This is a genomic window from Neisseria lisongii, from assembly GCF_028463985.1.
GTDB classification, from domain to species: domain Bacteria; phylum Pseudomonadota; class Gammaproteobacteria; order Burkholderiales; family Neisseriaceae; genus Neisseria; species Neisseria lisongii.
In genome coordinates, this window is the sequence record NZ_CP116766.1 from 1,717,133 (window position 1) to 1,742,707 (window position 25,575).

Annotated in this window: 20 protein-coding genes and 1 other RNA gene; 8 read left to right on the plus strand and 13 right to left on the minus strand. The window is 53.1% G+C overall.

Features of this window, described 5'->3' with window-relative positions; all coding sequences use genetic code 11:
• Positions 1-132: 132 nt before the first annotated feature.
• Together PJU73_RS07925 and PJU73_RS07930 are read right to left on the minus strand one after the other, a co-directional pair.
• Positions 133-474 (minus strand): type II toxin-antitoxin system PemK/MazF family toxin, encoded by a 342-nt coding sequence (locus PJU73_RS07925; protein WP_237090730.1) that lies wholly within the window; start codon positions 472-474, stop codon positions 133-135.
• A complete protein-coding gene (locus PJU73_RS07930) occupies positions 474-716 on the minus strand; it encodes an AbrB/MazE/SpoVT family DNA-binding domain-containing protein (protein ID WP_237090729.1) in 243 nt (80 codons plus the stop codon). The genes PJU73_RS07925 and PJU73_RS07930 overlap by 1 nt, the downstream gene beginning before the upstream one ends.
• 248 nt (positions 717-964) lie before the next feature.
• On the opposite strand from PJU73_RS07930, the gene PJU73_RS07935 reads away from it, so the two are divergent.
• Complete coding sequence (locus PJU73_RS07935; RefSeq protein WP_237090728.1) at positions 965-2,746, plus strand: cation:proton antiporter; 1,782 nt, start codon at positions 965-967, stop codon at positions 2,744-2,746.
• 270 nt (positions 2,747-3,016) lie between these two features.
• Positions 3,017-4,237: a serine/threonine transporter SstT gene (sstT, locus tag PJU73_RS07940; protein WP_237090727.1), complete on the plus strand. Its 1,221-nt coding sequence runs from the start codon at positions 3,017-3,019 to the stop codon at positions 4,235-4,237.
• A 116-nt stretch (positions 4,238-4,353) separates the two neighbouring features.
• Here the strand turns inward: sstT and PJU73_RS07945 are convergent, their stop codons facing one another.
• Positions 4,354-4,788: an Lrp/AsnC family transcriptional regulator gene (locus PJU73_RS07945; RefSeq protein WP_237090726.1), complete on the minus strand. Its 435-nt coding sequence runs from the start codon at positions 4,786-4,788 to the stop codon at positions 4,354-4,356.
• Positions 4,789-4,927: 139 nt separating this feature from the next.
• On the opposite strand from PJU73_RS07945, the gene PJU73_RS07950 reads away from it, so the two are divergent.
• The gene (locus tag PJU73_RS07950) at positions 4,928-5,842 is read left to right on the plus strand and encodes a DMT family transporter (RefSeq protein ID WP_237090725.1); all 915 of its coding nucleotides are present in this window, start codon (positions 4,928-4,930) and stop codon (positions 5,840-5,842) included.
• A gap of 90 nt (positions 5,843-5,932) precedes the next feature.
• On the opposite strand, the gene PJU73_RS07955 is transcribed toward PJU73_RS07950, so the two are convergent.
• The gene (locus PJU73_RS07955) at positions 5,933-7,795 is read right to left on the minus strand and encodes a ribonuclease catalytic domain-containing protein (RefSeq protein WP_237090724.1); all 1,863 of its coding nucleotides are present in this window, start codon (positions 7,793-7,795) and stop codon (positions 5,933-5,935) included.
• Positions 7,796-8,102: 307 nt separating this feature from the next.
• On the opposite strand from PJU73_RS07955, the gene PJU73_RS07960 reads away from it, so the two are divergent.
• The 4 genes from PJU73_RS07960 (at position 8,103) to PJU73_RS07975 (ending at position 17,207) form a co-directional block, all read left to right on the plus strand.
• Positions 8,103-9,938 (plus strand): autotransporter assembly complex protein TamA, encoded by a 1,836-nt coding sequence (locus PJU73_RS07960; protein ID WP_237090814.1) that lies wholly within the window; start codon positions 8,103-8,105, stop codon positions 9,936-9,938.
• A 118-nt stretch (positions 9,939-10,056) separates the two neighbouring features.
• Complete coding sequence (locus tag PJU73_RS07965; protein ID WP_237090723.1) at positions 10,057-14,235, plus strand: translocation/assembly module TamB domain-containing protein; 4,179 nt, start codon at positions 10,057-10,059, stop codon at positions 14,233-14,235.
• A gap of 3 nt (positions 14,236-14,238) precedes the next feature.
• A complete protein-coding gene (locus tag PJU73_RS07970; RefSeq protein ID WP_237090722.1) occupies positions 14,239-15,138 on the plus strand; it encodes a homocysteine S-methyltransferase family protein in 900 nt (299 codons plus the stop codon).
• Positions 15,139-15,788: 650 nt separating this feature from the next.
• The gene (locus PJU73_RS07975) at positions 15,789-17,207 is read left to right on the plus strand and encodes a basic amino acid/polyamine antiporter (protein ID WP_237090721.1); all 1,419 of its coding nucleotides are present in this window, start codon (positions 15,789-15,791) and stop codon (positions 17,205-17,207) included.
• A gap of 98 nt (positions 17,208-17,305) precedes the next feature.
• Here PJU73_RS07975 and rnpB read toward each other — a convergent pair.
• The 3 genes from rnpB to PJU73_RS07990 all read right to left on the minus strand — a co-directional run bounded on the left by rnpB (position 17,306) and on the right by PJU73_RS07990 (position 18,478).
• An RNA gene (gene rnpB, locus PJU73_RS07980) (RNase P RNA component class A) lies at positions 17,306-17,672 on the minus strand.
• Positions 17,673-17,753: 81 nt separating this feature from the next.
• Positions 17,754-18,137 (minus strand): hypothetical protein, encoded by a 384-nt coding sequence (locus tag PJU73_RS07985; protein ID WP_237090720.1) that lies wholly within the window; start codon positions 18,135-18,137, stop codon positions 17,754-17,756.
• A gap of 59 nt (positions 18,138-18,196) precedes the next feature.
• Complete coding sequence (locus PJU73_RS07990; RefSeq protein ID WP_237090719.1) at positions 18,197-18,478, minus strand: hypothetical protein; 282 nt, start codon at positions 18,476-18,478, stop codon at positions 18,197-18,199.
• 308 nt (positions 18,479-18,786) lie between these two features.
• On the opposite strand from PJU73_RS07990, the gene PJU73_RS07995 reads away from it, so the two are divergent.
• Positions 18,787-19,200: a helix-turn-helix domain-containing protein gene (locus PJU73_RS07995; RefSeq protein ID WP_237090718.1), complete on the plus strand. Its 414-nt coding sequence runs from the start codon at positions 18,787-18,789 to the stop codon at positions 19,198-19,200.
• A 68-nt stretch (positions 19,201-19,268) separates the two neighbouring features.
• Here PJU73_RS07995 and PJU73_RS08000 read toward each other — a convergent pair whose 3' ends face one another.
• From PJU73_RS08000 to trmL, 6 genes are all read right to left on the minus strand, one after another.
• Positions 19,269-20,168, minus strand: coding sequence for a patatin-like phospholipase family protein (locus PJU73_RS08000; protein WP_237090717.1), 900 nt, complete (start codon positions 20,166-20,168; stop codon positions 19,269-19,271).
• Positions 20,169-20,279: 111 nt separating this feature from the next.
• Complete coding sequence (locus PJU73_RS08005) at positions 20,280-20,891, minus strand: DJ-1/PfpI family protein (RefSeq protein ID WP_237090716.1); 612 nt, start codon at positions 20,889-20,891, stop codon at positions 20,280-20,282.
• Positions 20,892-21,071: 180 nt separating this feature from the next.
• Positions 21,072-22,916: an ABC transporter ATP-binding protein gene (locus tag PJU73_RS08010; RefSeq protein ID WP_237090715.1), complete on the minus strand. Its 1,845-nt coding sequence runs from the start codon at positions 22,914-22,916 to the stop codon at positions 21,072-21,074.
• A 387-nt stretch (positions 22,917-23,303) separates the two neighbouring features.
• Positions 23,304-23,888 (minus strand): Holliday junction branch migration protein RuvA, encoded by a 585-nt coding sequence (ruvA, locus tag PJU73_RS08015; protein WP_237090714.1) that lies wholly within the window; start codon positions 23,886-23,888, stop codon positions 23,304-23,306.
• A 138-nt stretch (positions 23,889-24,026) separates the two neighbouring features.
• Positions 24,027-24,830, minus strand: coding sequence for a septal ring lytic transglycosylase RlpA family protein (locus PJU73_RS08020; protein ID WP_443094052.1), 804 nt, complete (start codon positions 24,828-24,830; stop codon positions 24,027-24,029).
• Positions 24,831-25,064: 234 nt separating this feature from the next.
• Positions 25,065-25,529 carry a tRNA (uridine(34)/cytosine(34)/5-carboxymethylaminomethyluridine(34)-2'-O)-methyltransferase TrmL gene (gene trmL, locus PJU73_RS08025; RefSeq protein ID WP_237090713.1) on the minus strand — a complete coding sequence of 155 codons (465 nt, stop codon included), beginning with the start codon at positions 25,527-25,529 and terminating at the stop codon, positions 25,065-25,067.
• Between the last annotated feature and the right edge of the window lie 46 nt (positions 25,530-25,575).

Genomic DNA, 25,575 nt, shown 5'->3' on the forward strand with positions numbered 1-25,575 from the left:
ATTGTTTTTTGCTTTCAGATTTTTAGGCGGGTATTGTAATGGATTTACACGGTTTTTTCTATGCCGTCTGAAAACGGCCATACGGCTGAAATCCTTGTACCGTTGTTGCTTCAAACGGATTTTCAGACGGCATTACAATTCTAAAATGGCTTCGATTCGGGATAATACGTCCTGCAATACATAATCAGGAACTTTTTCTTTCAAAACAGCCCGGCGTTCTTTCCAATCCAAAGATTTGAGCTGATGGCAGTGAATGTTACCCTGCAAAACCGTACCGGCACCGAGCAAAGTAGAAAGCATGCCCCGTGCGGTGTCGGCCTTGCCTTGCGAAATCGGGCAGGCAAACACCAAGCCGATTTTCTGATTGAAGGCTTTGGACGAGAGTACCAACGCAAAATGATTGCCTTTCATTTCCCGACCCGAAGCCGGATCGAATTGAAGATGGATAATGTCGCCTTTGTCGGGAATATACATTATTCGGCCACCTCTTTGCCGACCTCGGCCATTTCTTCCCAGCCCGCCACACGGGGGGCGGTTTCAGGTGTTTCCGCCAGCAGTTGGGCAAGGGTATAGCGGCGGCGCTTGGCAGCACGAATCACGATGGTATCGCCTTGGGCTTGCGTTTCCAATTCATCACCGATTTTCAGCCCGAGCTGGCTGATGATTTCTTTGGGAAAGCGGACGGCGGCGCTGTTGCCCCATTTTTGCAGTTTCATCTGAATCGCCTTTGCTTGTTTGAAGTATCTACATTGTAGATACATCGTGAGACTTTGTCAAAACAGCGGCATAAGGCCGTCTGAAAACCGATATTTTGAACCTTGCGGCGGCTTTGCGGTATAGTGTCGGCAAACCGCTGTTCCCTGCAGGCAAACCGGCTTGTGGTAGAATCGGCAGCTCGGGTCGGGCGGCAGGTGTTGCCGTTGCGGCAGACTTATTAAGATTAAACATAAGGAGGCAAAGAAAAATGGATACTGCATTGCTGCTTTCTTTGGTGGTGGGGCTGGGGATTTTTGCCCAGTGGCTGGCTTGGTATCTCAAGCAGCCGTCTATCCTGTTTTTGTTGCTGATCGGGATTCTGGCCGGACCGGTATTTCATTTTTTCAACCCGGATCAGGTGTTGGGCGATTTGCTGTTTCCGTTTATTTCGCTGGGCGTGGCGGTGATTCTGTTTGAAGGTGCGCTGACGCTGGAATTTAAGGAAATCAAGGGACACGGCCGGGTGGTGCAGCTTTTGGTAACGTTGGGGGCGTTGATTACCATCTGCGTGATTTCTGCGGCGACGTATTCGCTGTTTGATGTGGATTTGAAAATCGCCGTGCTGTTCGGTGCGCTGGTATGTGTAACCGGTCCGACGGTGATTGCGCCGCTTCTGCGCAGCGTTCGACCCAGCAGCAATATTGCCAATGTGTTGAAATGGGAAGGGATTATTGTCGATCCCATCGGTGCGATTGCGGTGGTGTTGGTGTATGAATACATTATTTCAGACGGCCATATCGAGCTTTTGACCTTCGGCAAAATCGTGGTATTGGCCGCCATTTTGGGCATGGCGGGCGCATTTGTGCTGGCGAAACTGGTGAAGAAACACTGGATTCCGGACTATCTGCGCAATGTGTTTACACTGTCGTATATCCTGATGATTTTCGCCCTGTCCAACTACATCGAATCCGAATCCGGCCTGCTGACGATTACCATTTTGGGCGTGGCACTGGCCAACTGGAAAGGGTTTCCGAAAGACCACATTCTCGAATTTAAAGAATCGCTGACCGTTTTGCTGGTCTCCACGCTGTTTATCGTGCTGTCGGCACGGGTGGATTTGAACGCTTTGGCGGGGGTTGGCACGGCGGGTGTGATGCTGTTGCTGGTCGCAATGTTTGTCGCCCGCCCGCTGGCGGTGTTTCTCTCTTCCATCGGCTCGAATCTGAGTGTGAACGAAAAACTGATGATCAGTTGGATCGGCCCGCGCGGGATTGTGGCGGCGGCGATTTCTTCGCTGTTTGCCATCAAGCTGCAAGACAGCGGCCTGAAAGGTTCGGAACTGCTGGTGCCGCTGGTATTTACGATTATTATCGGCACAGTTCTGATTCAGGGTTTGAGCGCCAAATTTGTCGCCCGTTTATTGAATGTGCGGCAGGCGAAAAACAACGGTGTGCTGATTGTCGGTTCGAACAATGTGGCACTGATGATTGCCAAGGCGCTGAAAGATTCGGGGATTGATGTATTGGTAGCGTTTCACAATTACGACGACATCGCCAAAGCCCGCATGATGGGTTTGCGCACTTATTACGGCAGCCCGATTTCCGCCCATGCCGACAGCCATCTCGACTTAATCGGCATCGGCAATCTGTTTGCGATGAGTACCGACCGCGAACTCAACGGGCTTTCCGAGCTGCACTACCGCCACGATTTCGGTTCGAAAAACGTGTTCCGCCTGAAATTCAGCGAAGATGCGCAGCGTCGGGAAAAAGATGCCCGCCACGAAGAATACCGCTCGCGCTGGCTGTTTGACGAAGAGGCCACTTATACCAAGCTGGCGGGTATGCTGTCCAAAGGGGCGAAAGTCAAAATGACCAACATCACCGAAAGCTACACGCTGGAGCAATATAAGGCGGACAACAAACATTTCGTGCCACTGTTTGCGGTGGACAAACAGGGCAACCTCAACGTTGCCCACGCCAACCAGCCGCTGAATATGCCGCACGGCAAACTCATCGCACTGGTGGGCGCAGAAGAAACCGCCGCAGCGTAAACACTTAAACCTTTGAAATTTAAAATGCCCAAGGCCGTCTGAAAACCGAAAAACCCGATTTTCAGACGGCCTTTCTGTATCCGAATTGCCAAAACAAAATCAAATTAAATTTCTCAAAAAATCATATTCACAAAAATAAATATCCTAATGTTTTACATTTAACGCAGATTATGCTAATTTTCATCAAAGCAAACCAAATCCCCCCACAAAAAGTAAGATTTTATTTTAGAATGTAATCCATTCTTAACAAAACTCTCAAGAGGATTCATTATGGCAGGCAATCCACTCATGGACGCAGTCAACAGCGTCAGCTTGGTCAAGCAGATTGCAATCGGCTTGATATTGGGTATCTTGGTCGGCTGGACTGCGCCCGAAATCGGCAACGGTGTCGGACTGCTCGGCACACTGTTTGTCGGCGCACTCAAAGCCGTTGCACCGATATTGGTGTTTGTCTTGGTTATGTCCGCCGTTGCCCAACACCGCAAAGGCAGTGAAGCACACATCAAACCAATTATCCTTCTGTATCTGATCGGCACATTTTCCGCCGCATTTATCGCCGTGATTGCCAGCATGGCGTTTCCGACCCACATCGTATTGGCCAGCGCCGGCGACGTTTCCACCGCACCGCCTTCCGGCATTGTATCCGTATTGAAAACCCTGCTGCTGAATCTGGTTGCCAACCCGATCAGCGCCATCGCCAATGCCAACTACATCGGCATTCTGGCATGGGCGCTGGTATTGGGTGCCGCCCTGCGCCACCACGGCTCGGACACCACCCGCCAAGTGGCCGCCGACTTGGCAGATACCGTGTCCACAGTCGTAAAATGGGTCATCAAATTTGCCCCGCTGGGCATTTTCGGACTGGTCGCCTCAACCGTTGCCGAAACCGGTTTCTCCGCCTTAGCAAGCTATGCCAAACTGCTGGCAGTCCTGCTCGGCTGTATGCTGTTTATCGCCTTGGTGGTGAACCCGCTGATTGTGTGGACACAAATCCGCCGCAACCCCTATCCGCTGACACTGATGTGCCTGCGCGAAAGCGGCATCACCGCCTTCTTCACCCGCTCTTCCGCCGCCAATATTCCGGTGAACATGGCGCTGGCGAAAAAACTCAATCTGCACGAAGACACTTATTCAATTTCGATTCCGCTGGGCGCAACCATCAACATGGCAGGCGCAGCGATTACCATTACCGTGCTGACCATGGCCGCCGCCCATACTTTGGGCATTCACGTTGATTTCCTGACCGCCCTGCTGTTGAGCCTGATGGCAACAATCGGCGCCTGCGGTGCGTCCGGCGTAGCAGGCGGCTCGCTGCTGCTGATCCCGATGGCGTGCAGCCTGTTCGGCATTTCCGACGATGTCGCCATGCAGGTCGTCGCCGTCGGCTTCATCATCGGCGTGATCCAAGACTCCGCCGAAACAGCGCTGAACTCGTCCACCGACGTACTGTTTACCGCCGCCGCAGATTTAGGCCGTCAAAAACAGCAATAAATCCGCAAACCAACCGACAAAAACAGGCAACGTTCAAAGTTGCCTGTTTTTTAGAAACTATACAAGCAAGGCCGTCTGAAAACCTGATTTTCAGACGGCCTTGCTTTTTTATTGATTCAGTTGGATTGGATAAACTGATTCTCGACTACCGTAGATTTAATAACCGATGTGTTGGTCGTAGCGATTTGTGCAATTTTCGACAAACAGGCATCTAATTCGCTTACCGAATGAATCAGCATTTGACAAATAAACGCATCGTCCCCTGTTACTTTGACGCACCAAGCAATATTGCCCATTTCTTTGATAATCCTCTCTACCTCCTGCAAATATCCCGGAAGCGGCCTGATTCGTACCACAGTTGCCAACGGATAGCTAAGCTTTGACCAATCTATTACCGCAGTATATTGGCGGATAATGCCGTTTGCCTCCATCTTTTTGACCCGCTCCGTACAGGCCGGCTGGGATAAGTGGACTTTTTGGCTCAATTCTTTCATAGTTATACGGGCATTTTGATGCAATGCCTGTAAGATTTTCATATCATAGTTATCCATAATTAAATTTTTAATGAATTTTTGAAATTATCTTAGAAAAATAAAGATAAATATAAAAATATCTTAATTATTATATTAACACATTTCCAATGTTTTTATATCCTGATGCCGTCTGAAACCACTGTTTGGTTTATGTATCATGAATCACTGTCCAACTTCGCCAAACCGTTGCGGCCTAATCGAAATGATATTGGCCATGACCATCTGCGGCACAATCGGCCTGACCGTTACCCTGTCGGGCTTGCCGGAAACACAACTGATCTTTTTTCGCTGTTTGTTCGGCGCATTGATTTTAGGCTTGTTGTGTTGGCACCAAGGCATTTTCAGCCAAACTCGTTACACACCGACTTTTTGGATTGCTTCTTTGATAGGCGGTACAGCTTTATTGGCAAACTGGTATTTCTTATTTTCCGCCTATGCCAAAACTTCGGTCGGCATTGCCACAACCGTGTATAACACACAGCCGTTTATGATGGTTTTGATTTGTTTGTTTTTATTTAAAGAAAAAATTACCAAATCCATTGTTTTCTGGCTCTTGGTTTCATTTGGCGGGCTGTATCTGATTTCATCAACGCAAATCCACAGCGGAAAACCCTATTCAGGCTATCTCACGGGGATTTTTGAAGCATTAGCGGCAGCCGCCCTGTATGCAGTCGCTTCGGTTGCCGCCAAATTTCTCAAAAACTACCCGCCTACGCTGATTGCGTTTTATCAAATGCTGCTCGGTGTGGTTATTTTCCTACCTTTTGCCGACTTCAATCTTTTTACCCAAACCGCCCCTGTTTCCTTATCGGCAGCAGTAACCTTGGGTGTGGTACACACCGGATTGATGTATGTTTTCCTATACGGCGCAATTCAGAAATTGGAAGCATACAAAGTGGCCTCCCTCTCTTTCCTCTATCCCGTCCTAGCCTTGCTGATTGACCGCTGTTTTTTCAATATCCACCTTGAACCCGAACAATTTTTCGGCGTGATTCTGATTTTAACGGGAGCGGCAGGAATCAATTTGAAAGCATTGTTCCAACATATTTTGACAACCCGTTTTATCCGTTGAGCGCCTTATCTTTTCAAAGTAAATGAAAATGTATTCACGATATTTTAAAGGCCGTCTGAAAACCTGATTTTCAGACGGCCTCATCAATGTTTACGCCACGTTCGGGGCAACGGCTTTGACATAATTCAAAGCGATAAACTGTTTTTCAGCATCAAGCTCGGTGATATTGAGCAATACCTGCGATTTGGGCAGGGCATCAAACGGAATGCCGGTGGCACGGGCGGTCAGCGGCAGGCCTTCGATGCGTACCAAATCTTCTTTCAAAATGGTGGCGGTCAGCTCTTTGATGCCCTGCTGTTGCAGATACACCAAGCTCCAATAGCTTTCCATCTGGCGTTGGAAATCGGCGTAGGCGGTGTAGGCGGTGTCGAAATCCCTCAGAGCGGCAAACAGGTCGGCATCGTTTTTTTGGAACAGCGGTTCGGCGTTGCCGTCAATCAGGCTGATCAGCTGTTTTTGGTTGATGTAGTCGGCAGCACGGCGCAGCGGCGAGGTGAACCAGCCGTAGTGCTGCACGCCCATGCCGATATGCGGTTCGGATTGGGTACTCATGCGCACTTTGCCGCTAGGCTGCACTCTGAATAAGCCCGGCAGGTCGTGTTCGTCCAGCATTTGCGCCCAAGTCGAGTTGGCGAGAATCATCATTTCGCTCACCAGCGTATCAATCGGCGAACCCCGCTCCCGACGGCAGATACCGACGATGCCGTCTGAATCCACTTCCACGCTGTAATCGTATTGCGGCGCACGCTCCGGCTCGTATTTGCCCCGTGCCTTCTGCAAAGCAATCGCAAAACGGTAAAACCAGATTAAATCGGCATGGTGGGCAAATTTCATCTCGCCGCTTTCGTCCAAACCGGTTTCGGCGTTGAAATGCGGCTCGATGGCTTGGATACGCAGGTTGTCGGCAATTTTGACGGCTTCGATTTTGCAGCTCGGCAGGCTGATGTTGAACTCGGTGTCCACATCAAAATAAATGCTCACTGCAGGACGATAATCGCCGCTGTCCAAGCTGAAGGCGGCAATCCAGTTTTCCGGCAGCATGGTGATTTTGCTACCGGGGAAATACACCGTACTCAAGCGTTCGTGTATCACTTTTTCAATGTCGCTCCCCCGCTCGACCGCCAGCGACGGGGCGGCGATGTGGATACCGACCCGCTTCATGCCGTTGCCCAAATCGGTCAGGCTCAAAGCATCGTCCACTTCGGTGGTGGATTCATCGTCAATCGAGAAAGCGGCCGCTGCGGCTTGTGGCAACTCAGGCAGCGGCGGCACGGCGATTTCGGGGAAACCCGTGCCTTTGGGGAAATGTTTGACTTCAAAACCGTCCTGCAGATATTGCGGCACAGACGCAATGCCGCCGCTGCGTTTGGCCAATTCGTAGGCAGACAGTTTCAATGCGTCCGCCGCTTTGGTAAAGGCTTTGTAGGTCAGCGCCTGTTTGTCGGGCGCATGAAGAATGGTTTTTAAATCGGCTTGGATTTCAGACGGCATTTCACCGGCTGTTAAGGCTTCCGCCCAGCTTTCGATTTGCGCGTCCTGCTGTTTTTTGCGTTCCACCGCCGCCAACGCCTGCTTCAGCGTTTCTTCGGGGGCGGCTTTAAACACGCCTTTGCCTTTTTTGTAGAAATACATCGGGGCGGCATACAGGGCGATTAAGGTTGCCGCCAGCTCGGTTTTGGCAGGCGTGTGGCCGAAATATTCTCCGGCAATGGCCTCGGCGGAAAACTCGTCCTCGCCGCAGACTTCCCACAGCAAATCCGTGTCGATGTCGGCCGCTTCGGCCTGCGCTTTGTCCAAAAACGCCGCCATATCGCCGTCAAATTCGGCGAAAACATTATTGGCTTTGACTTTGGTGCGTTTGCCGTGCTGGGTATCGACTTGGTAGGTGGAATCGTTTTTCTGCACCACCGATGCCACTTTAAACTGACCGGATTCTTCGTAAAAAATATTCATATTCGATTTTCATTGTGGGAAATTGCTGTGGGGCGATTTTAACAGATTATGGCCGTTTGTTTGGAAAATGATAGGCCGTCTGAAAATGAGCAAAGCGAATTTCTGCGAAGCTAAAACCATAGGTTTCACCAAAATGAGCAAAACGGATTTCTACAAAACCCAAACCGCATCAATCGGCAGACGGTTTTGCTGACAGTCTGAATTTGTATGTTAAAATCTGTTTCCGTATGCCTTGCCCGCACCGGCGCACCGCAAACCGGCGCTGCACAGGCATAAGCGTTTCAGCCATAAAGGATTTCAACAAATGATGACCAAACTGACCCGGCCGCTGTTGCTCACTTCCATCTCATTTGCCTGTATGCAGGCATTTGCGGCGGAACGGTTTGTGCCGTCTGTTGATGACTACGAACCCATTCCCGAAAGCGAGCTGCAGGACGAAACCGTAGCCGAAACCAAGCTCGACCCCAAATTTCCGGTGAAAATCGAAACCGACAACAGCGATATTCGGGAAATGATTGAAGAACATCTCCCGCTGATTACCCAACAGCAGGAAGAAGTCTTGGATAAAGAGCAGGTCGGCTTTTTGGCGGAAGAAGCGCCCGACAATGTCAAAACCATGCTGCGTACCAAAGGCTATTTCAACAGCAGCGTCAGCATACAGGACCAACAAGACCGCTACACCGTGCGCATCACACCCGGCCCCCGGACCAAAGTCGATAATGTCGGCGTAGCGATTATCGGCGACATTCTTTCCGACAACGATCTGGCAAAATATTATCAAAACGCCATCGAACACTGGCAGCAGCCGGTGGGCGACCATTTCGACCAAGACCGTTGGAGCAGCAGCAAAACCGCCGTCTTGTCCGCCGTTACCCGCAAAAAATACCCGCTGGCAAAATTCAGCACCACCCAAGCCACCATCAATCCGAATACACAAACAGCGGATTTAAACGTTATTGTCGAAAGCAACCGCCCGATTTACTTCGGCGAGTTCAACGTCAGCGGCACCCGCCGCTACCCCGAAAACGTGGTAACCGGCTTGGCACGCTTCCAACCCGGTTCGCCTTATGATTTGGATTTGCTGCTTGATTTCCAACAGGCATTGGAACAAAACGGCCATTATTCCGGCGCATCGGTGCAGGCAGACTTCGACAATCTGCACGACGACCGGGTGCCGGTAAAAGTCAGCGTCAGCGAAGTCAAACGCCACAAACTCGAAACCGGCGTGCGCTACGATTCGGAATACGGTGTCGGCGGCAGGATTGCCTACGATTACTACAACCTCTTCAACCGGGGCTACATCGGCTCGGTGGTGTTCGATATGGACAAATACGAAACCACACTCGCCGCCGGTATCAGCCAGCCCCGCAACAATCGGGGCAATTACTGGACCACCAACCTTTCCTACAACCGCTCGACCACGCAGAATCTGGAAAAACGCTCGCTCACCAGCGGCGTGTGGTATGTACGCGACCGCAACAACATCGAAGCCCGTCTCGGTGCGGAATTTATCGTAGAAGACCGCAAAATCCCCGATGTCGGCTACAACTTCGGCCGCAACCATGCCACCATGCTCACCGCTTCGTGGAAACGCCAAAACATCGAAAACCTGCTCAAACCGGAAAACGGCTATTATCTCGACGGCAAAATCGGCACCACCTTGGGCAAAGCCTTATCCTCGTCTGCACTGGCACGTGCCAATATTCGTGCCGGTTATTTCTTCACGCCGGAAAACAAAAAAATCGGCACGTTTATCGCCCGCGGGCAGGCAGGCTATGTTTATGCACGGAAAGAAGCGGACGTACCGTCCACACTGATGTTCCGCACCGGCGGTGCTTCTACCGTCCGCGGTTACGAACTCGACAGCATCGGTCTGGAAGGGCCGGGCGGATCAGTGTTGCCCGACCGTGCCGTCGTGGTCGGCAGCTTGGAATACCAATATCCGGTTACCAAGAACTTCTCCGCCGCCGTGTTCCACGATGTCGGCGATGCCGCCCAAAACTTCAAACAGATGACGTTCCGGCACGGCACAGGTTTGGGCGTACGCTGGTTCAGCCCCGTCGCCCCGTTTTCGTTTGACGTTGCCTACGGCCACCACGACAAAAAACTGCGCTGGCATATCAGCTTAGGCACACGGTTTTAAACAGACACCAAAGCGGCAAAGGCCGTCTGAAAATGAGCAAAACCACGGTTTTAGCTTCGCAGAAATTCGCTTCGCTTATTTTTCAGACGGCCTTACCCCCTATTTTACGGTTTACCTTATGAGCAAAACGCACAATCCTCCCCCTGCGGCCGCAAGGCCGTCTGAAAAACCCGCCAAGCCCCGCAGCAAAGCCCGTTTTTGGAAACGGGCGGCGTGGACGCTGTCGGCGGTGTTTCTGCTGCTGACCGGCTTTGTCGGCTGGCTCTCGGCCACCGAATCCGGCTTACGCTTCGGGTTATACCGCCTCCCTTCGTGGTTTGGTGTCAAGATTTCGTCGCAAACGCTGCAAGGTACGCTGCTCAAAGGTTTCAGCGGCAAAGACTGGTTGATTGAAACCCAAGGTGCCGATGTAAAAATCAGCGATTTCCACTTTGCGTGGCAGCCCTCCGAGTTGAGCCGCCCCAGCCTGCACATCACCGAACTGCGTGCCGGCGATATTGCCGTCGTCGCCAAACCGTTGCCGGTGAAGGAAGAAGAACCGGCTTCGGGCTTGCCTGAGAGCATTGATTTGCCGATTACCGTGTTTGCCGACCGCATTGAAACCGGCAAAATCAGTGTCGGCAAAAATTTCGAACAGCAAACGGTGTATATCGAAAAAGTCAAGGCGGCGTACCACTACGACCGCCGCGAACACCGCTTGGATATTGTGTCGCTGCAAACGCCGTGGAGCGAATCCGCCGGCGCAGCGGTGGTGGGGCTGAAACCGCCGTTTGCGCTCAACACCGCCATCTACACCAAAGGCGAACTGGAAGGGCAGACCATACACGGCACAACCCGCCTGTGGGGTTCGCTGCAGGACGTGCATACCGATATTCTGCTCGACGGCGATGATGTCCATCTGTCGGCAAAATCCGAGCTGCACCCGTTTGCCGCCACGCTCAATGAAACCGTAAGCGAAATTCTGATCAAAGGGCGCAACCTCAATCCGGCGGCGTTTTTGGAAACCTTGCCCACCGCCAATCTGACGTTTGATGCCACCGTTGTTCCCGCATTTTCAGACGGCCTCGCTTTGGAAGGCTCAATCGATTTGCTCAACAGCAAAGCCGGTTTTGCCGACCGACAAGCCATTCCCGTACGCAGCCTGCTGGGCAGCTTTACCGTTAATCATCAGGGGGTCGTCAATATTGACGAGAGCGAAATAACCCTGCTGCAGCAAGGGCGGATCACGCTCGGCGGTACGCTGGATACAGTCAATAACCAGCTCAATCTTGCCCTGAATCTGGCCGGTGTGAAAACCGCCGATGTGGTGCAGCAGGATTATGCCCTGACGCTCAACGGCAGGGTTGCGGCAAGCGGCGAAACCGATTCGCCCGATGTGCGCTGGAACATCAACAGCGGCACCGCCGACAGCGAAGGTTTGCTGTCTGTCGTAACCGACCGCAAGGCAGGCCAGCGCACGCTCAAGCTCGACCACGCCAAAATCCTACCGCAAAACGGCGGCGAACTCACCGCCGCCGGTTATCTCGAACTGTTTCAAAACCAAGCTCTGAAACTGGATATTGCCAGCCGCCGTTTCAATCCGGCCAAAATCGACCGCAACTTGCCCGAAGGCAGCGTCAGCGGTACGGTTGCCCTAAGCGGCGCACTCGCCGGGCCGCTGTTTGCCGGCAAAATGAATTTCGCCCCGAGTACACTCAACGGCGTGGCACTCAGCGGCAAGGCAGACGTTGCCTATGAAAAACAACACCTGAGCCGTGCCTTGGCGGACATCCGGCTGGGCAGCAACCTGATTCAGACCGACGGCTCGTTCGGCAAAAAAGGCGACCGCCTCAACCTCAATATCCAAGCCCCCGATTTGTCCCGCTTCGGCTTCGGCCTCTCGGGCGCATTGAATGCCAAAGGCCATCTGTCGGGCGATTTTTCAGACGGCCTCAAAAATCTGGAAACCGATTTGGCGGGCAACGTCCGCAATCTGAAAGCCGCTTCGCTGCTGGAAATGCAGCATTTGGATTTCCGGCTTAAAGGTTCGCCCGACATCCACCGTCCGCTGGCGGTCAATATCAACGGCGAGCGGATTCTGTTTTCCGGCGACCAAACCACCCGCATCGACCACATCAACCTCAATGCCGAGGGCAGCGGTGCCAAACACCGTCTGAAAGGCAGCGGCAATATGATGCTGGCCGACAAGCCCTACCGCCTGCAATTAGATGCCGAGGGCGGCGTGAATGCCGATTTGAACCAATGGAAAGGCAGCGTCGGCGTGTTGGACATCGGCGGTGCGTTCAACCTCAAGCTGCAAAACCGCATCAACCTCGAAGCCGGTGCCGAACGGGTGGTGATGAGTCCCGCCCATTTCGCCGCCATGGGCGGCAGCCTGAACCTGCAAAGTTTCGCTTGGGACAAGAAAAACGGCATTGCCACCAAAGGCAGCGCCGCCAATCTGCACTTGGCCGAGCTGCACCAGTTTTACCAACCGCCGGTAGAACACAATCTGGTCTTGGGCGGCGACTGGGACATGGCCTACGGACAAAACGCCCGCGGCTATCTGAACCTCGTCCGCCAAGGCGGCGACGTGATTCTTCCCGACTACCGCCAGCCGCTGGGCTTAAGCGATTTGGGTCTGAAAACCCGCTTCCAAAACGGCCGCATCGATGCCCTGTTCAACGGCAACACCCGCTTCGGCCGGGTGGAAGGCAATCTCGGTATCAGCCAGCAGTTTGGCAGCGACATCACCCAAGCGCCGGTGAGCGGCAAAATCACGGCAACCGTTCCCGATTTATCGACCCTGAAAATCTTTTTGCCACCCGCCGCCCAAGGCTTGAGCGGTTCGTTCCAAACCACGGCGGCCATCGGCGGCCGGATCGGTGCGCCGACCGTCAATGCCGGTATCAACGGCCAAACCAACTACGGCTATGCCGACGGCACGCTTACCGTCGGACAGGGTCAGGACTTCGCCTCCGCCCCGCTGGGCGGCAAAATCCGCCTGAATGTGGACAATCTCGAAGTATTCCGCAATTTCCTACCGGTCGGCCAAACCGTCAAAGGCCGCCTGTCGGCGCTGGTCGGCTTGGGCGGCAGAATCGATGATCCGCAACTAAACGGCACGCTCAACGGCGAAAACCTGTATTACCGCAATCAGGAACAGGGTTTGATTTTAGACAACGGTGTCCTGCGCTCCCACCTGCAGGGCCGCCGCTGGATCATCGACAGCCTGAAATTCCACCGAGGCGGCTCGGCAGAATTGAAAGGCTCGGTCGGCCTGACCGGCAGCGATCCCGATGTGGATGTGGATATCGTGTTAGACAAATACCGCACCCTCTCCCGCCCCAACCGCCGTCTGGTACTCAGCGGCAAAGCCAAGGTTTTGTACACCGTGCAAAACGGCGTGTCCCTGATCGGCGGTCTGAAAACCGATTACGGTATGTTCGGTATGCAGAAATCTTCCATGCCGACTTTGGACGATGATGTCGTGGTATTGGGCGAAGCGCCGAAAGCGAAAAACACCGCCACCCCGATCCGCATGGATTTGGATTTTGACCTGAACGACAATATCCGCTTTGTCGGCGAAGGCCTAAACGTAACCTTGGGCGGCAAACTCAAACTGACTTCCCGCCCCGGCGAAGACATTCAGGGCATCGGCACGGTCAAAGTCATCAAAGGCCGCTACAAAGCCTACGGACAGGATTTGGACATCACCAAAGGCACGGTTTCCTTTGTCGGCCCGCTGGGCGATCCGAATCTGAACATCCGTGCCGCCCGCCGCCTGTCGCCGGTCGGTGCCGGTGTCGAAGTATTGGGCAATCTGGCTGCACCGCGGATTACACTGGTGGCCGACGAGCCGATGAGTGAAAAAGACAAACTCTCATGGCTGATTCTCAACCGTGCCAGCAGCGGCAGCGACGGCGACGAAGCCGCCCTGTCCGCCGCCGCCGGCGCTTTGCTCGCAGGACAGGTCAATGATCGTCTGGGGTTGGTGGACGATTTCGGTTTCACCAGCAAACGCAGCCGCAACGCCCAAACCGGCGAACTCAATCCGGCAGAGCAAGTCCTGACCGTCGGCAAACAGCTCACCAACGAGCTGTATCTCGGCTACGAATACGGCATCGCCAGCGCCGAGCAGACCGTCAAACTGATTTACCAACTGACCCGATCCCTGCAGGCCGTGGCACGGGTAGGCAGCAAATCGTGGGGCGGCGAATTAAAATACACCGTCCGCTTCGATCGTCTGTTTAAAAACGGTAAGGACGACAGCCAACCCCAAGCCGCCGCCGGCAACCATTCGCAAAAGGAACCATAAACCGTGAATGCCATCACCATCCTTGACGGCGGCATGGGGCGGGAACTGCACCGCCGGGGCGCACCCTTCCGCCAACCCGAATGGTCGGCGCTGGCGCTGACCGAAGCACCCGATAGTGTACGGCAGATCCATCTCGACTACATCCAAGCCGGAGCGCAGGTGATTACCGCCAACAGCTATGCCGTTGTACCGTTTCATATCGGCAACCAACGTTTTGCCGCCGAAGCAGAACAACTGGCGGATACCGCAGGCAGGCTGGCGCAGGAAGCCGCACGCAGCAGCGGCCGGAGCGTTGCCGTTGCCGCTTCGCTTCCGCCGCTGTTCGGCTCATACCGCCCCGATCTGTTCGACCCCGCCGCCGCTCCGTCCCTTGCCGACCCGCTGATACGGGGACTGCAGCCCTATGCCGATATCTGGCTGGCAGAAACCCAAAGCAGCATTACCGAAGCCGCATTCTGGAAGAACCGCCTACCCGACGACGGCAAACCGTTTTGGGTGTCGTTCACCCTAGACGACAGCCTACCCGACCACCCGCCCCGCCTGCGTTCGGGCGAAAGCATTACCGCCGCCGCCCAAGCCGCCCTGCAATGGCACGCCGGTGCCATGTTGTTTAACTGCAGCCGCCCCGAAGTGATGACCGATGCCGTGCGCGAAGCCGCCGCAGCGGTGCGTGCCGCCGGTCGGTCTCTGCGGCTGGGCGTGTACGCCAACGCTTTCGAACCGGCCGAAAACGGTATGAACGCCGCCAACGAGGGCTTGGACGAAATCCGTACCGACACCGCACCGCCGAACTACCTGCGCTGGGCGCAGCAATGGCAGGCCGCCGGTGCCGACATTATCGGCGGCTGCTGCGGCATCGGGCCGGAACATATCGGCGTATTGGCAAATTATTTCAAAACCTGATTTTCAGACGGCCTGAAATATCAAACAGGCCGTCTGAAAAATGGTCGGCAACATTGTTTCAACACCATTAATGTTTCACACCTCAACTCGCCATTTCTGCACAGGCGGGAATCCGGTATCAGGCGGATTGGGCAACTGAATTTTTTAACCGTTTTCGCTGCGTGTGGGGCTGGATTGCCTGAAATGAACGGTTTATGCTGCTATCACGATTGCCGTAAGATAAAGAGTAAAAATTCCCACCGCATTTTCAGACGGCCTGCAGCAGAAACAGGCCGTCTGAAAATATAATAAAAACAATATATAGTGAATATACTGAATAATTTATACGGTTTTTAAACAGGGCGTAGGTTGGGTCGAGACCCAACACGATTGAAAATACCTTGAAACATAAGGTTTTGTTGGGTTACGCTCGTGCCTCGCTAACCTCAACCTACGCCTGCTTTTGTATGGAAAATTCGGTGTTCTAACTATAGTGAAATAACCCAAAGCAATACAGGGCGGCAAAGCGAAGCCAACGATGTGGTGCTTTGAGGTTATTTCACGATATCAACCGACTGAAACACGCTTCCATACGGCGCAGCAAACCAAGCCCGTATGAGAATTTTGTTTCGGCAATATCTCAATCATTGCACTCCAAAAAGGTATTATTTATGTCTTCACAAGCAAAAATCGGGCTGACAGCGCTGACCACGCTGGTGATCAGTTCCATGATCGGTTCGGGCATTTTCAGCCTGCCGCAGAATATGGCGGAAGTCGCCGGTTCGCAGGCATTGCTGATCGGCTGGCTGATTACCGGCATCGGCATTATTTTTCTCGGCATTTCCTTTGCCTGTCTGGCCAAACTCCGCCCCGATCTGGACGGCGGCATCTACACCTACGCCCGTGAGGGTTTCGGCGGGCTGATGGGCTTTTTCTCGGCGTGGGGCTACTGGCTGTGTACCACCATCGGCATTGTCGGCTATCTGGTGGTGGCATTTGAAGCCGTCGGCACGTTTACCGACACGCCCGATGCGGTGCTGTTCGGCAAGGGCAATACTTTTGCCGCCTTTGTCGGCGAGTCGGCGGTGGCATGGCTGATTTACTGGCTGGTGGCGCGCGGCATTAAAGAAGCGGCGGGGGTGAACTTGGTGGCAACGTTTGTCAAAGTGTTCCCGCTGATGGTGTTTATCGGCTTGGCGGCGTATTTTTTCCGCAGCGATATTTTTATGGCGGACTGGAGCGGCGCAACGCTGGCAACGCCGGAACAACCCGATGTCGGCATTATGTCCCAAGTGAAAAACACCATGCTGATTACGCTGTGGGTGTTTACCGGTATTGAAGGCGCAGCGGTGTTGTCCAAATACGCCCGCCGACGGGAGGATGTCGGTCGGGCAACCGTGTTGGGCGTGGTATTGGTGTTGCTGATGTATGTGGCGATTACCGTGCTGGCGCAGGGCATTTTGCCCCGTGCCGACATTGCGGCGATGGCCAACCCTTCGATGGCGGGCGTGTTGGCGTATATGGTCGGCGGCTGGGGCAAAGTCTTAATCAGCGTTTGCCTGATTGTATCGGTATTGTCGTCTTATCTGAGCTGGACACTGTATGCCACCGAAATTCCGCATTTGGGAGCGAAAAACGGCGCATTCCCCAAATCATTTATCCGCCTGAACGCCAACGGCGTGCCGCACGGATCGCTGCTGTTTACCACCCTTACCGTCCAATTATGCCTGTTTTTGGTGTGGCAAACCGGCAACAGCTATTCCACGCTGCTGATGGTGTCCACCTCCATGATTCTGATTCCCTACCTGCTGATCGGTGCTTACCTGCTGAAACTGGCGCTGGCGGGCAATCTGAGTGCAAAATACAAATTCATCGGTGCCGCCGCCACGCTGTACGCATTGTGGATTGTCTATGCCGCCGGCACCGAATACCTGCTGTTTTCCGTACTGCTGTATCTTCCCGGCGCACTGCTGTATCTGCATTCGCAACACCGCTTCCACGGCCGTCTGAAGCTGCAGGGTTTCGAGAAAATCATCCTGCTGATACTGGCCGTATTGGCCGTACCGGCGTTTTACCAACTGTATGGATAAACCGCCTGATTTAAGCATACAAAAATAAAATGCCGTCTGAAAACCGTGTTTCCGCCAAGCAAAAACGCAGTTTTCAGACGGCATCGCCATATTTCGGACATACAGCCCAAACGGTAAGCCGGGTTCTGTCGTCGGACAGTCATTCCTCTAGGCACACCATTGCTGATGCGCTCCAGCAACCTACCCGAACGCTCGGCGAGCAGCGTCAAAGCGTTCTGTTTGGTCTTGCTCCGAATGGGGTTTAGCCCGCTGCGCACTGTTACCAGCCGCACGGTGCGCTCTTACCGCACCTTTTCACCCTTACCTGTGTTTGCACCCAAGCACAAACCATCGGCGGTTCAGCTCTCTGTTCCACTTTCCGTTGCGTTACCGCACCCGGCCGTTAGCCGGCATTCTGCTCTCTGGAGCCCGGACTTTCCTCCCCGTAAGCCTTACGCATTACGCGGCGACTGTCTGTTTGACCTGTATGAACGGCGGATTATAGCGGATAACCCCTCTCTTTGCTATGGTTTCGCTATATAAGTACAAATTTATCCGCTATTTTGGTTAACGGACTTTTCTCAAATTAGGCTGTCCGCCATCAACAAAAGAGCAAGCCGCACCTGAGTAATACATTCCCGGGCTGTGGATAATTTTCGCAGTTTGAAAATTATTGGAGAATTTGATTTTCATCATATATTCACTCGAATCTCCACCATTTTCCCGAGCAGTTGGTGCATCAAAAACATTGAGTGTTGACCCTGCAAGCGCCCCCGTGCCGGAATAATTACCACCACAACCTCCGACAGACAAATCGGCATTTACTCGGTATTTCGAACCTACCTTTGCAATTTTTAAGTCGATAGTTTGCGAACGGTATAGACTACCGATCTCCGCCATCGCAAATTGAGTGCCACAAATAGCCAAGATTGCACACATTAATTTTTTCATAAAATAGCCCTTATTAGCTTAGTTCAAAAGCCGTCTGAAAACCGACCGACAATCACTTTTTAACGACAGTTGCGCAGCTGTTTGCTTGGTACCCAACCATCAGCTTGCATTTCAAATCCAGCTTCTCGGTCATACTCTCCGTATACAACATTAGCCCATTGCTGGCCATTGTTATCTTTATATCGCTTAACTAAAATAACAGATTTCGGGGCTTTAATACGAGAAATAATTTTTCCATGTGGTACTTGACGCACGACTGCATTAGATAATTTACAAGATTGTTCTGCATATACCCCGCCTGAAACAGACAATGCAACAACGGCGATAAGTAATTTTTTCATAATCATTTCCTTATAGGTTGAGATAAAACAAAATATTTTCCAAAGCTAAAATCACAGCAAATTTCAGATCGGATTCGGCTGCTTGGGCATGTTTGATACCAAAGTTTGCCGATTAACAGAAATAGTGTTATTTTGTGCGCTGAAAGTTTCTACAAACAGCTGTCATATTTATTTTCAGCTTCATAAAATTCTGTATCAATGTAATTGGAACTGAAAAGGATTTTATGCAGCAAAAATGGAAGAAGCCAGCAAGCAACGGTTTGAAATTTACCCTAAAAGTGGTAATCCGCTAACAAAAAGTGATATGTATGAAAACCTTTGAAAAGATTAGGTTGATGAGAGAATTAAACCATTGGTCGCAGGAAGAAGTTGCCGATAAATTGGGGCTTTCTACCAACGGTTACGCCAAAATCGAAAGGGGTGAAACGAAACTGAATATCCCCCGTTTGGAACAGATTGCGACGGTATTCAATGTGGATTTATGGGACTTGGTTCAGCCGGAAAACAAAGGCTTTGTCTGTCAAATCAACGAAGGCGACAATAACAGCGATATTTCGTTTTATGCTTACCCATCACAGGAATGGGTGGGCGAAATCGAAAAATTAAAGCTGACGATTCGCCATCAGCAAGAAATGTTGGCACAAAAAGATATTTTGCTGCAGCAGAAACAGGAAGAAAATCTGTTATTGAAAGAACTGCTGGCGCAGTTGCGGCAAAAATAAGGCTATTTCGGCCAACTATTCATCATTATGCCGTCTGAAATCGGTTTTCAGACGGCATCAGGTCGTTATCAATACCGGTATGCGGCCAGTTTGCGCTTGATGTCGGGCAAGGCGGCGCGGGCGGCTTGTTCGCCGAGTTGGATGGCCCGTTTTTTCTGGTCGAAACCGCCGATTGCGCCGAGCGACAAGACCTGCGGTTTAATCACGATGTCTGCCTGCGCCAGTTCGTTTTGCAGGGCGGCGGTACTCATGATGTTGAGGGTTTGGTCGAGATACGACAGGAAATTGGTACTCAGTTTGCTGTCGGGGCGGGCGGAAATGTCCACGGCAATCACGAAGTTTGCGCCCTGTTTTTTGGCGGCACTCACCGGCACGGGCTGCGACAATCCGCCATCGACATAGCGGCGGCCGCCGATCAGCACGGGCTGGAAGACGTTGGGAATGGCGGCGGAAGCTCTGACCGCCTGCCCTGCGTTGCCGCTGTTAAACGCTACGCCACGGCCGCTTTGGAAATCGGTGGCGACGGCGGCGAATTTCAGCGGAAACTGCTGAATCGGGCGGCCGCCGACTTTTTGGTTGATATAGTTTTGCAGTTTTTCGCCTTTGATAAAGCCGCTGGTGGACAGGGTTAAATCGACCAAATCGGCTTTGCCGAGAACTTCGGCTTCCAATTCCAAACGGTCGGGCGACATGCCTGAGGCGTAGAGGCTGCCGACAATCGAGCCGGCTGATGTGCCGGTAACGACTTTTACCGGAATACCGTTTTCTTTCAATACTTTGATAATGCCGATATGGGCAAACCCTTTTGATGCGCCGCCGCCGAGCGCCAATCCGATAACGGCTTGGGGCTTGCTCTGACGCTGCGTTTCTGCCTGTTTGCTCGGTGCGGTATGGCTCGGACAGGCGCTGAGCGCCACAGCGGCGGTACAAACGGCAACGGTTCTGCAAACAAAAGAAAAAGCGTGCATGGCGGATTCCTTGCGGTCGGTTAGGGGGACGGGCTTGCCCTGTCCGGAAAAATGGTTCGGCTGTATTATGGCACAGCAACAGGCCGTCTGAAAATGTACTTTTGCCCATTTTCAGACGGCATGTTCGGGCAAAATTGCGGTGGCGGCAAACGGATCATGCGATGCGCAACGGTTGCGGATATATTCAGCATGGTCGGCAATCGATTCTGCCAAATTGTTGCCAAAACAGTCGGCAATAAACGCCAGTGCCATATCCATGCCCGCAGATACACCCGATGAGGTGTAAAATTTGCCGGATACTGTCCAACGGGCGGAGGTTTGCCAGCAGACTTGATGATTTACTCCGGCCACCCACGATAAGGCTTTTTTATTGGAAGTGGCCGCCAATCCGTCAAGCAGCCCTGTTTTTGCCAACAATGCCGAACCTGTGCAAACACACAAACAATATTTCGCCTGCTGCGCCCAATCTGACAATGCCCGAATAAAATCAGGATTGCCGACCAATGCCCTTGTCCCCTGTCCGCCCGGCACCAGCAAAACTGAATCGGGCGGCAACGTGTTCAAACGCTGTGTTGCGACACTAAACCCCTGACGGCTGCTGATTGCACCGCCCGTGTGCGACACATAATGCAGTTGCGCATGGGGAATTCGGAACAGAAATTCGACCGGCCCCATTAAATCCAAGGTTTCGTAATCATCAAACAGTAAGCAATAAATGTGCATAATCTCCCCCCTTTATTCTGTTGATTATAATGAAATATTCGACAGAATACCACGCTATTGAATTAACCTGCCTTGCGCTGTTTTTTTGCCTTTCCACTATACGCCCACCAAAAAACAGGCCGTCTGAAAATGTGCTTTTGCTCATTTTCAGACGGCCTGTTTTGTTGTGCCAAAACGGTTTTATTCGATATGTTCGCTCAAAAAGCCGCCGCTCTGGTGCGCCCATAGTTTGGCGTAGAGGCCGTTTTTCGTCAGCAGTTCGGCGTGGGTGCCTTCTTCGATAATCCGGCCTTTGTCCAACACGATCAGCCGGTCCATGGCGGCGATGGTGGAGAGGCGGTGGGCGATGGCAATCACGGTTTTGTTTTCCATCATTTTGTCGAGGCTTTCCTGAATGGCGGCTTCGACTTCGGAATCGAGGGCGCTGGTGGCTTCGTCCAGCAGTAAAATCGGGGCATCTTTGAGCATCACCCGGGCGATGGCAATCCGTTGGCGCTGGCCGCCGGAGAGTTTGACACCCCGTTCGCCGACGTGGGCATCGTAGCCCCGGCGGCCTTTGGCATCGCTCAGGTTGGGGATAAATCCGGCGGCTTCGGCACGTTCGGCGGCGGAAATCATTTCGGCTTCGGTGGCATCGGGGCGGCCGTAGATGATGTTGTCCCGCACCGAGCGGTGCAGCAGCGAGGTGTCTTGCGTAACCAAGCCGATTTGGGCGCGCAGGCTTTCTTGGGTAACGTCGTTGATGTTTTTGCCGTCAATCAGAATGCTGCCGCTCTGCGGTTCGTAAAACCGCAGCAACAGGTTGACGATGGTGGATTTGCCTGCGCCGCTTCTGCCGATCAGGCCTACTTTTTCGCCGGGTCTGACGTTGAGGTTGAAGCCGTTGAGCAGCGGTTTGCCTGCTTCGTAGGAAAAATCGACGTGTTCGAAACGGATGCCGCCGGTTTCGACGGCAAGCGGCAAGGCGTTGGGGCGGTCGATGATGGTGTGCGGCTTGGAAAGCGTAGCCATGCCGTCGCTGACGGTGCCGATGTTTTCAAACAGGCGTGCCGATTCCCACATGATGTATTGCGACAGGCCGTTTACCCGCAATGCCATGGCGGTGGCGGTGGCCACTGCGCCCACGCCGACCTGTCCTTGGTGCCACAGCCAGATGCCCAAGGCGGCGGCGGACAGGGTGAGGGCGGTGTTTACCATAAAGCTGCAGGTGTGCAGCAGCGTGGCGAGTCGCATTTGGGCGTGTACCGTCTGCATAAATTCTTCCATCGACTGTTTGGCATACGCTGCTTCCCGTGCGCCGTGGGAAAACAGTTTTACGGTGGTGATGTTGGAATAGGCATCGGTAATGCGGCCGGTCATCAGCGAACGGGCATCGGCCTGACGGGCGGCGGTTTTGCCCAATTTCGGAATCAGAAACCGCATAATCAGGGTAAAACCGATTATCCAGCCGATAAAGGGCAACAGCAGCCAAGCGTCGAGCGCCGCCAGAATCACGCCGGACGTAATAAAATACACCAAGACATACACCACCATATCGGCAACCGTCATCACTGCATCACGCAGCGCCAGCGCCGTCTGCATCACTTTCGCCGACACCCGTCCGGCAAATTCGTCCTGATAAAAACCGAGGCTTTGGTTCAGCATCAGGCGGTGGAAATTCCAGCGCAGCCGCATGGGGAACACGCCCTGCAGGGTTTGCAGGCGCACGTTGGAGGTGAGAAACGTCCAGCCCACCGAAAACAGCATCATCGCCGCCATTGCCGCCAGCGCCCAGCCTTTTTCGGCAAACAGCGTCTGCGGCGTATATTTGCCGAGCCAATCGACCACTTTACCCATAAATTGGAACAGCAGCGCCTCGGTAATGCCGACCACCGCCGTCATCAAAGCGAGTATCACAATCCATTTGCGTACGCCGGCAATGCTGCTCCACATAAACCGCCACAAACCTTTTTCGGGCGTGGACGGTGCCGCCTCGGGATACGGATCAATCCGCCGTTCGAACCATGAAAATATCTTTTGAATCATTGTATTATTATTCCGAAATCACAAATAATGTTTTTAGAAGCGTACTGATGCCGTCTGAAAAACCGTTCCCCCGATTTTCAGACGGCCTGAATGATTTCCCGACTATACCCCGAAAGCCCAGCCCCACCAATTTCAAACAGGAAAAGCAGGGTTTCCCAAATCAAGCGGCGGGCAACAGCGTTTCATCATATCGGGAGAACCCATGCCCCCCGTTTTATAGTTAAAACACCGAATTTTCTGTACAAATCGGCAAACTAAGTTGATCCACCTGCACTTTGTTCCCCGTCCCGCTGGCGGGAAGGGGCTAGAAGAAGGGTGGCTCGCTGTAGTGTCATATTTTTTCGGTTGATTTACGATAAAACAGTATGAATTGTTTAAATATTGATTTTATTTCAACAAATTACGCAAAGCCAAACGGATGCCGTCGGCCACATCACAATCCTGCGGCAACCCTTTCACCGCCGCCTTCGCCTCACGCTCGTTGTAGCCCAAACCCAGCAGCGCCGTAACCACATCGTCCAGATTGCCCCCTGCGGCCGCAGGTGCAAACAGGCCGTCTGAAACCTCCGCCGACACCAGCTTGCCGCGCAATTCCAATACCATGCGTTCCGCCGTTTTCTTACCGATTCCCGGCGCAGACGACAGCCGCTTGACATCTTCCTGCGCCACCGCCTGCGCCAATTCTTCCGCCGTCATCGCCGACAAAATCCCCAACGCCGTTTTCGCCCCGATGCCGCTCACCTTTACCAACTGGCGAAACGTCGCACGCTCGGCCGCATCGGCAAACCCAAACAGCAAATGCGCATCTTCCCGCACCACCTGCTGAATATAAAGCTGCACCTGTTCCTGAAGCGGCGGCAGCCGGTAAAACGTCTGCATCGACACCTCGACTTCATACCCGACCCCGCCGACATCAACCACCACCTGCGGCGGCATTTTCTCGACCAGCTTACCGCTCAACCTACCTATCATCTTGTTTTCCCTGTTGATTATGCACAAAAAAGCCGTCTGAAAACCGCTGTTACGGTTTTCAGACGGCCTATTATAGCGAAAAGCATTTACTTTCCATATAAAACCATACCATATTGTATGGAAAACCGCTCTTCCCGATCAAATCGCCGGTGGCAACAAACCGTTTTTCACCTGCTGCTCGGCAACGGCGGCGTGTTTGTGGTCGGCAAACGGGCCCATGCGGACGGTGTATTCGTAGCTGCGTTTTTCCACCGACAGTTTCGGCGTGTTCTGCGGCAGGCGTTGGCCGGTTTGGGTCAGATAGGCTTGCGCTTCGGCTTCAGTACCGAAACTTTTCAAATCAACATAAATATTGCCGACTGTCTGGGGTTGCGTCAAAGAGGCCGTCTGAAAGCCGAAGGCTTCGCCCAAATGGGCGGAGCGGGCTTCTGCGGTGTTCAAGCCGGGAACAATCTGTTCGATTTTGATGTCGGCCGTCCCCTGTTTGACAAAACCGAGCTGCTGGGCAGCGGCTTTGGATACGTCCATCACACGGCTACCGTGAAACGGGCCGCGGTCGTTTACTCGGACAATCACGCTTTTGCCGTTGCGGATATTGGTTACTTTGGCGTAGCTGGGAATCGGTAAAGTGCGGTGGGCGGCGGTGAGGGCGTTCATATTGTAACGTTCGCCGCTGGCGGTTTTGCGGCCGTGGAATTGGCCGCCATACCACGAGGACTTGCCGGTTTCGCTAAACGGGGTAATGCGGGTCATCGGCGTGTAGCGTTTGCCTTTGACCTGATAGCTGCGGTTGGCCGAAGGGTGCAGCTTTTCGGCGCTGACTGCGGTATCGGGATAAATAAGATTGGCACTATCGGCAAACGCCGGTGCGGTCAGGAACGCCGCCAATGCGGCACACAGGAAAGATGCGTTGCTTTTTTGAACAGTCAAAACCAAGTCCATTCTCGAGTTAATCATCGGCGGGTTGCCGCTTTGGCGGCATTTATCGTTACCGAAACCGCACCCGTCTGCGGTTTTAGTGTTTCAGCATTGGTTTGGCGAACTTGCTTTGCCCGTTTTAGCGAAACCTGCGGTTTTAGCTTCGCTGAACCCTGTGGTTTTAGCGAAGCCTGCAATTTTAGCGAAACCTACGGTTTTAGCTTCGCTGAAATTCGCTTCGCTCGTTTTCAGACGGCCTTACACGCCGCCGAGGTAGTCGTTTTGCCGCCAAGCTTCAAACAGCATTACGGCAACGGTGTTCGACAGATTCATGCTGCGGCTGTCGGGCAGCATGGGCAGGCGCAGTTTCTGCTGCGGCGGCAGGCTGTCGAGGATTTCGGCAGGCAGGCCTCGGGTTTCGGGGCCGAACAGAAAAACGTCGCCGGCTTGAAAATCCGCCCGATCGGGGCGGGTTGTGCCTTTGGTGGTCAGCGCAAAAATGCGGCGGCCTTCCAAGGCTTGCAGGCAGTCGGCAAAGTTTTCGTGTACCGTCAGCTTGGCAAATTCATGGTAATCCAGCCCGGCACGTTTCATTTTGGCGGAATCCAGCGGAAATCCAAGCGGTTTCACCAAGTGCAAATCAGCGCCGGTATTGGCGCACAGGCGGATAATGTTTCCGGTATTCGGCGGGATTTCGGGTTGGTAGAGAACGATAGTAAACATATAAATCAGCCACTTATGAATTACCGAAACGCCATAAAATGCCACA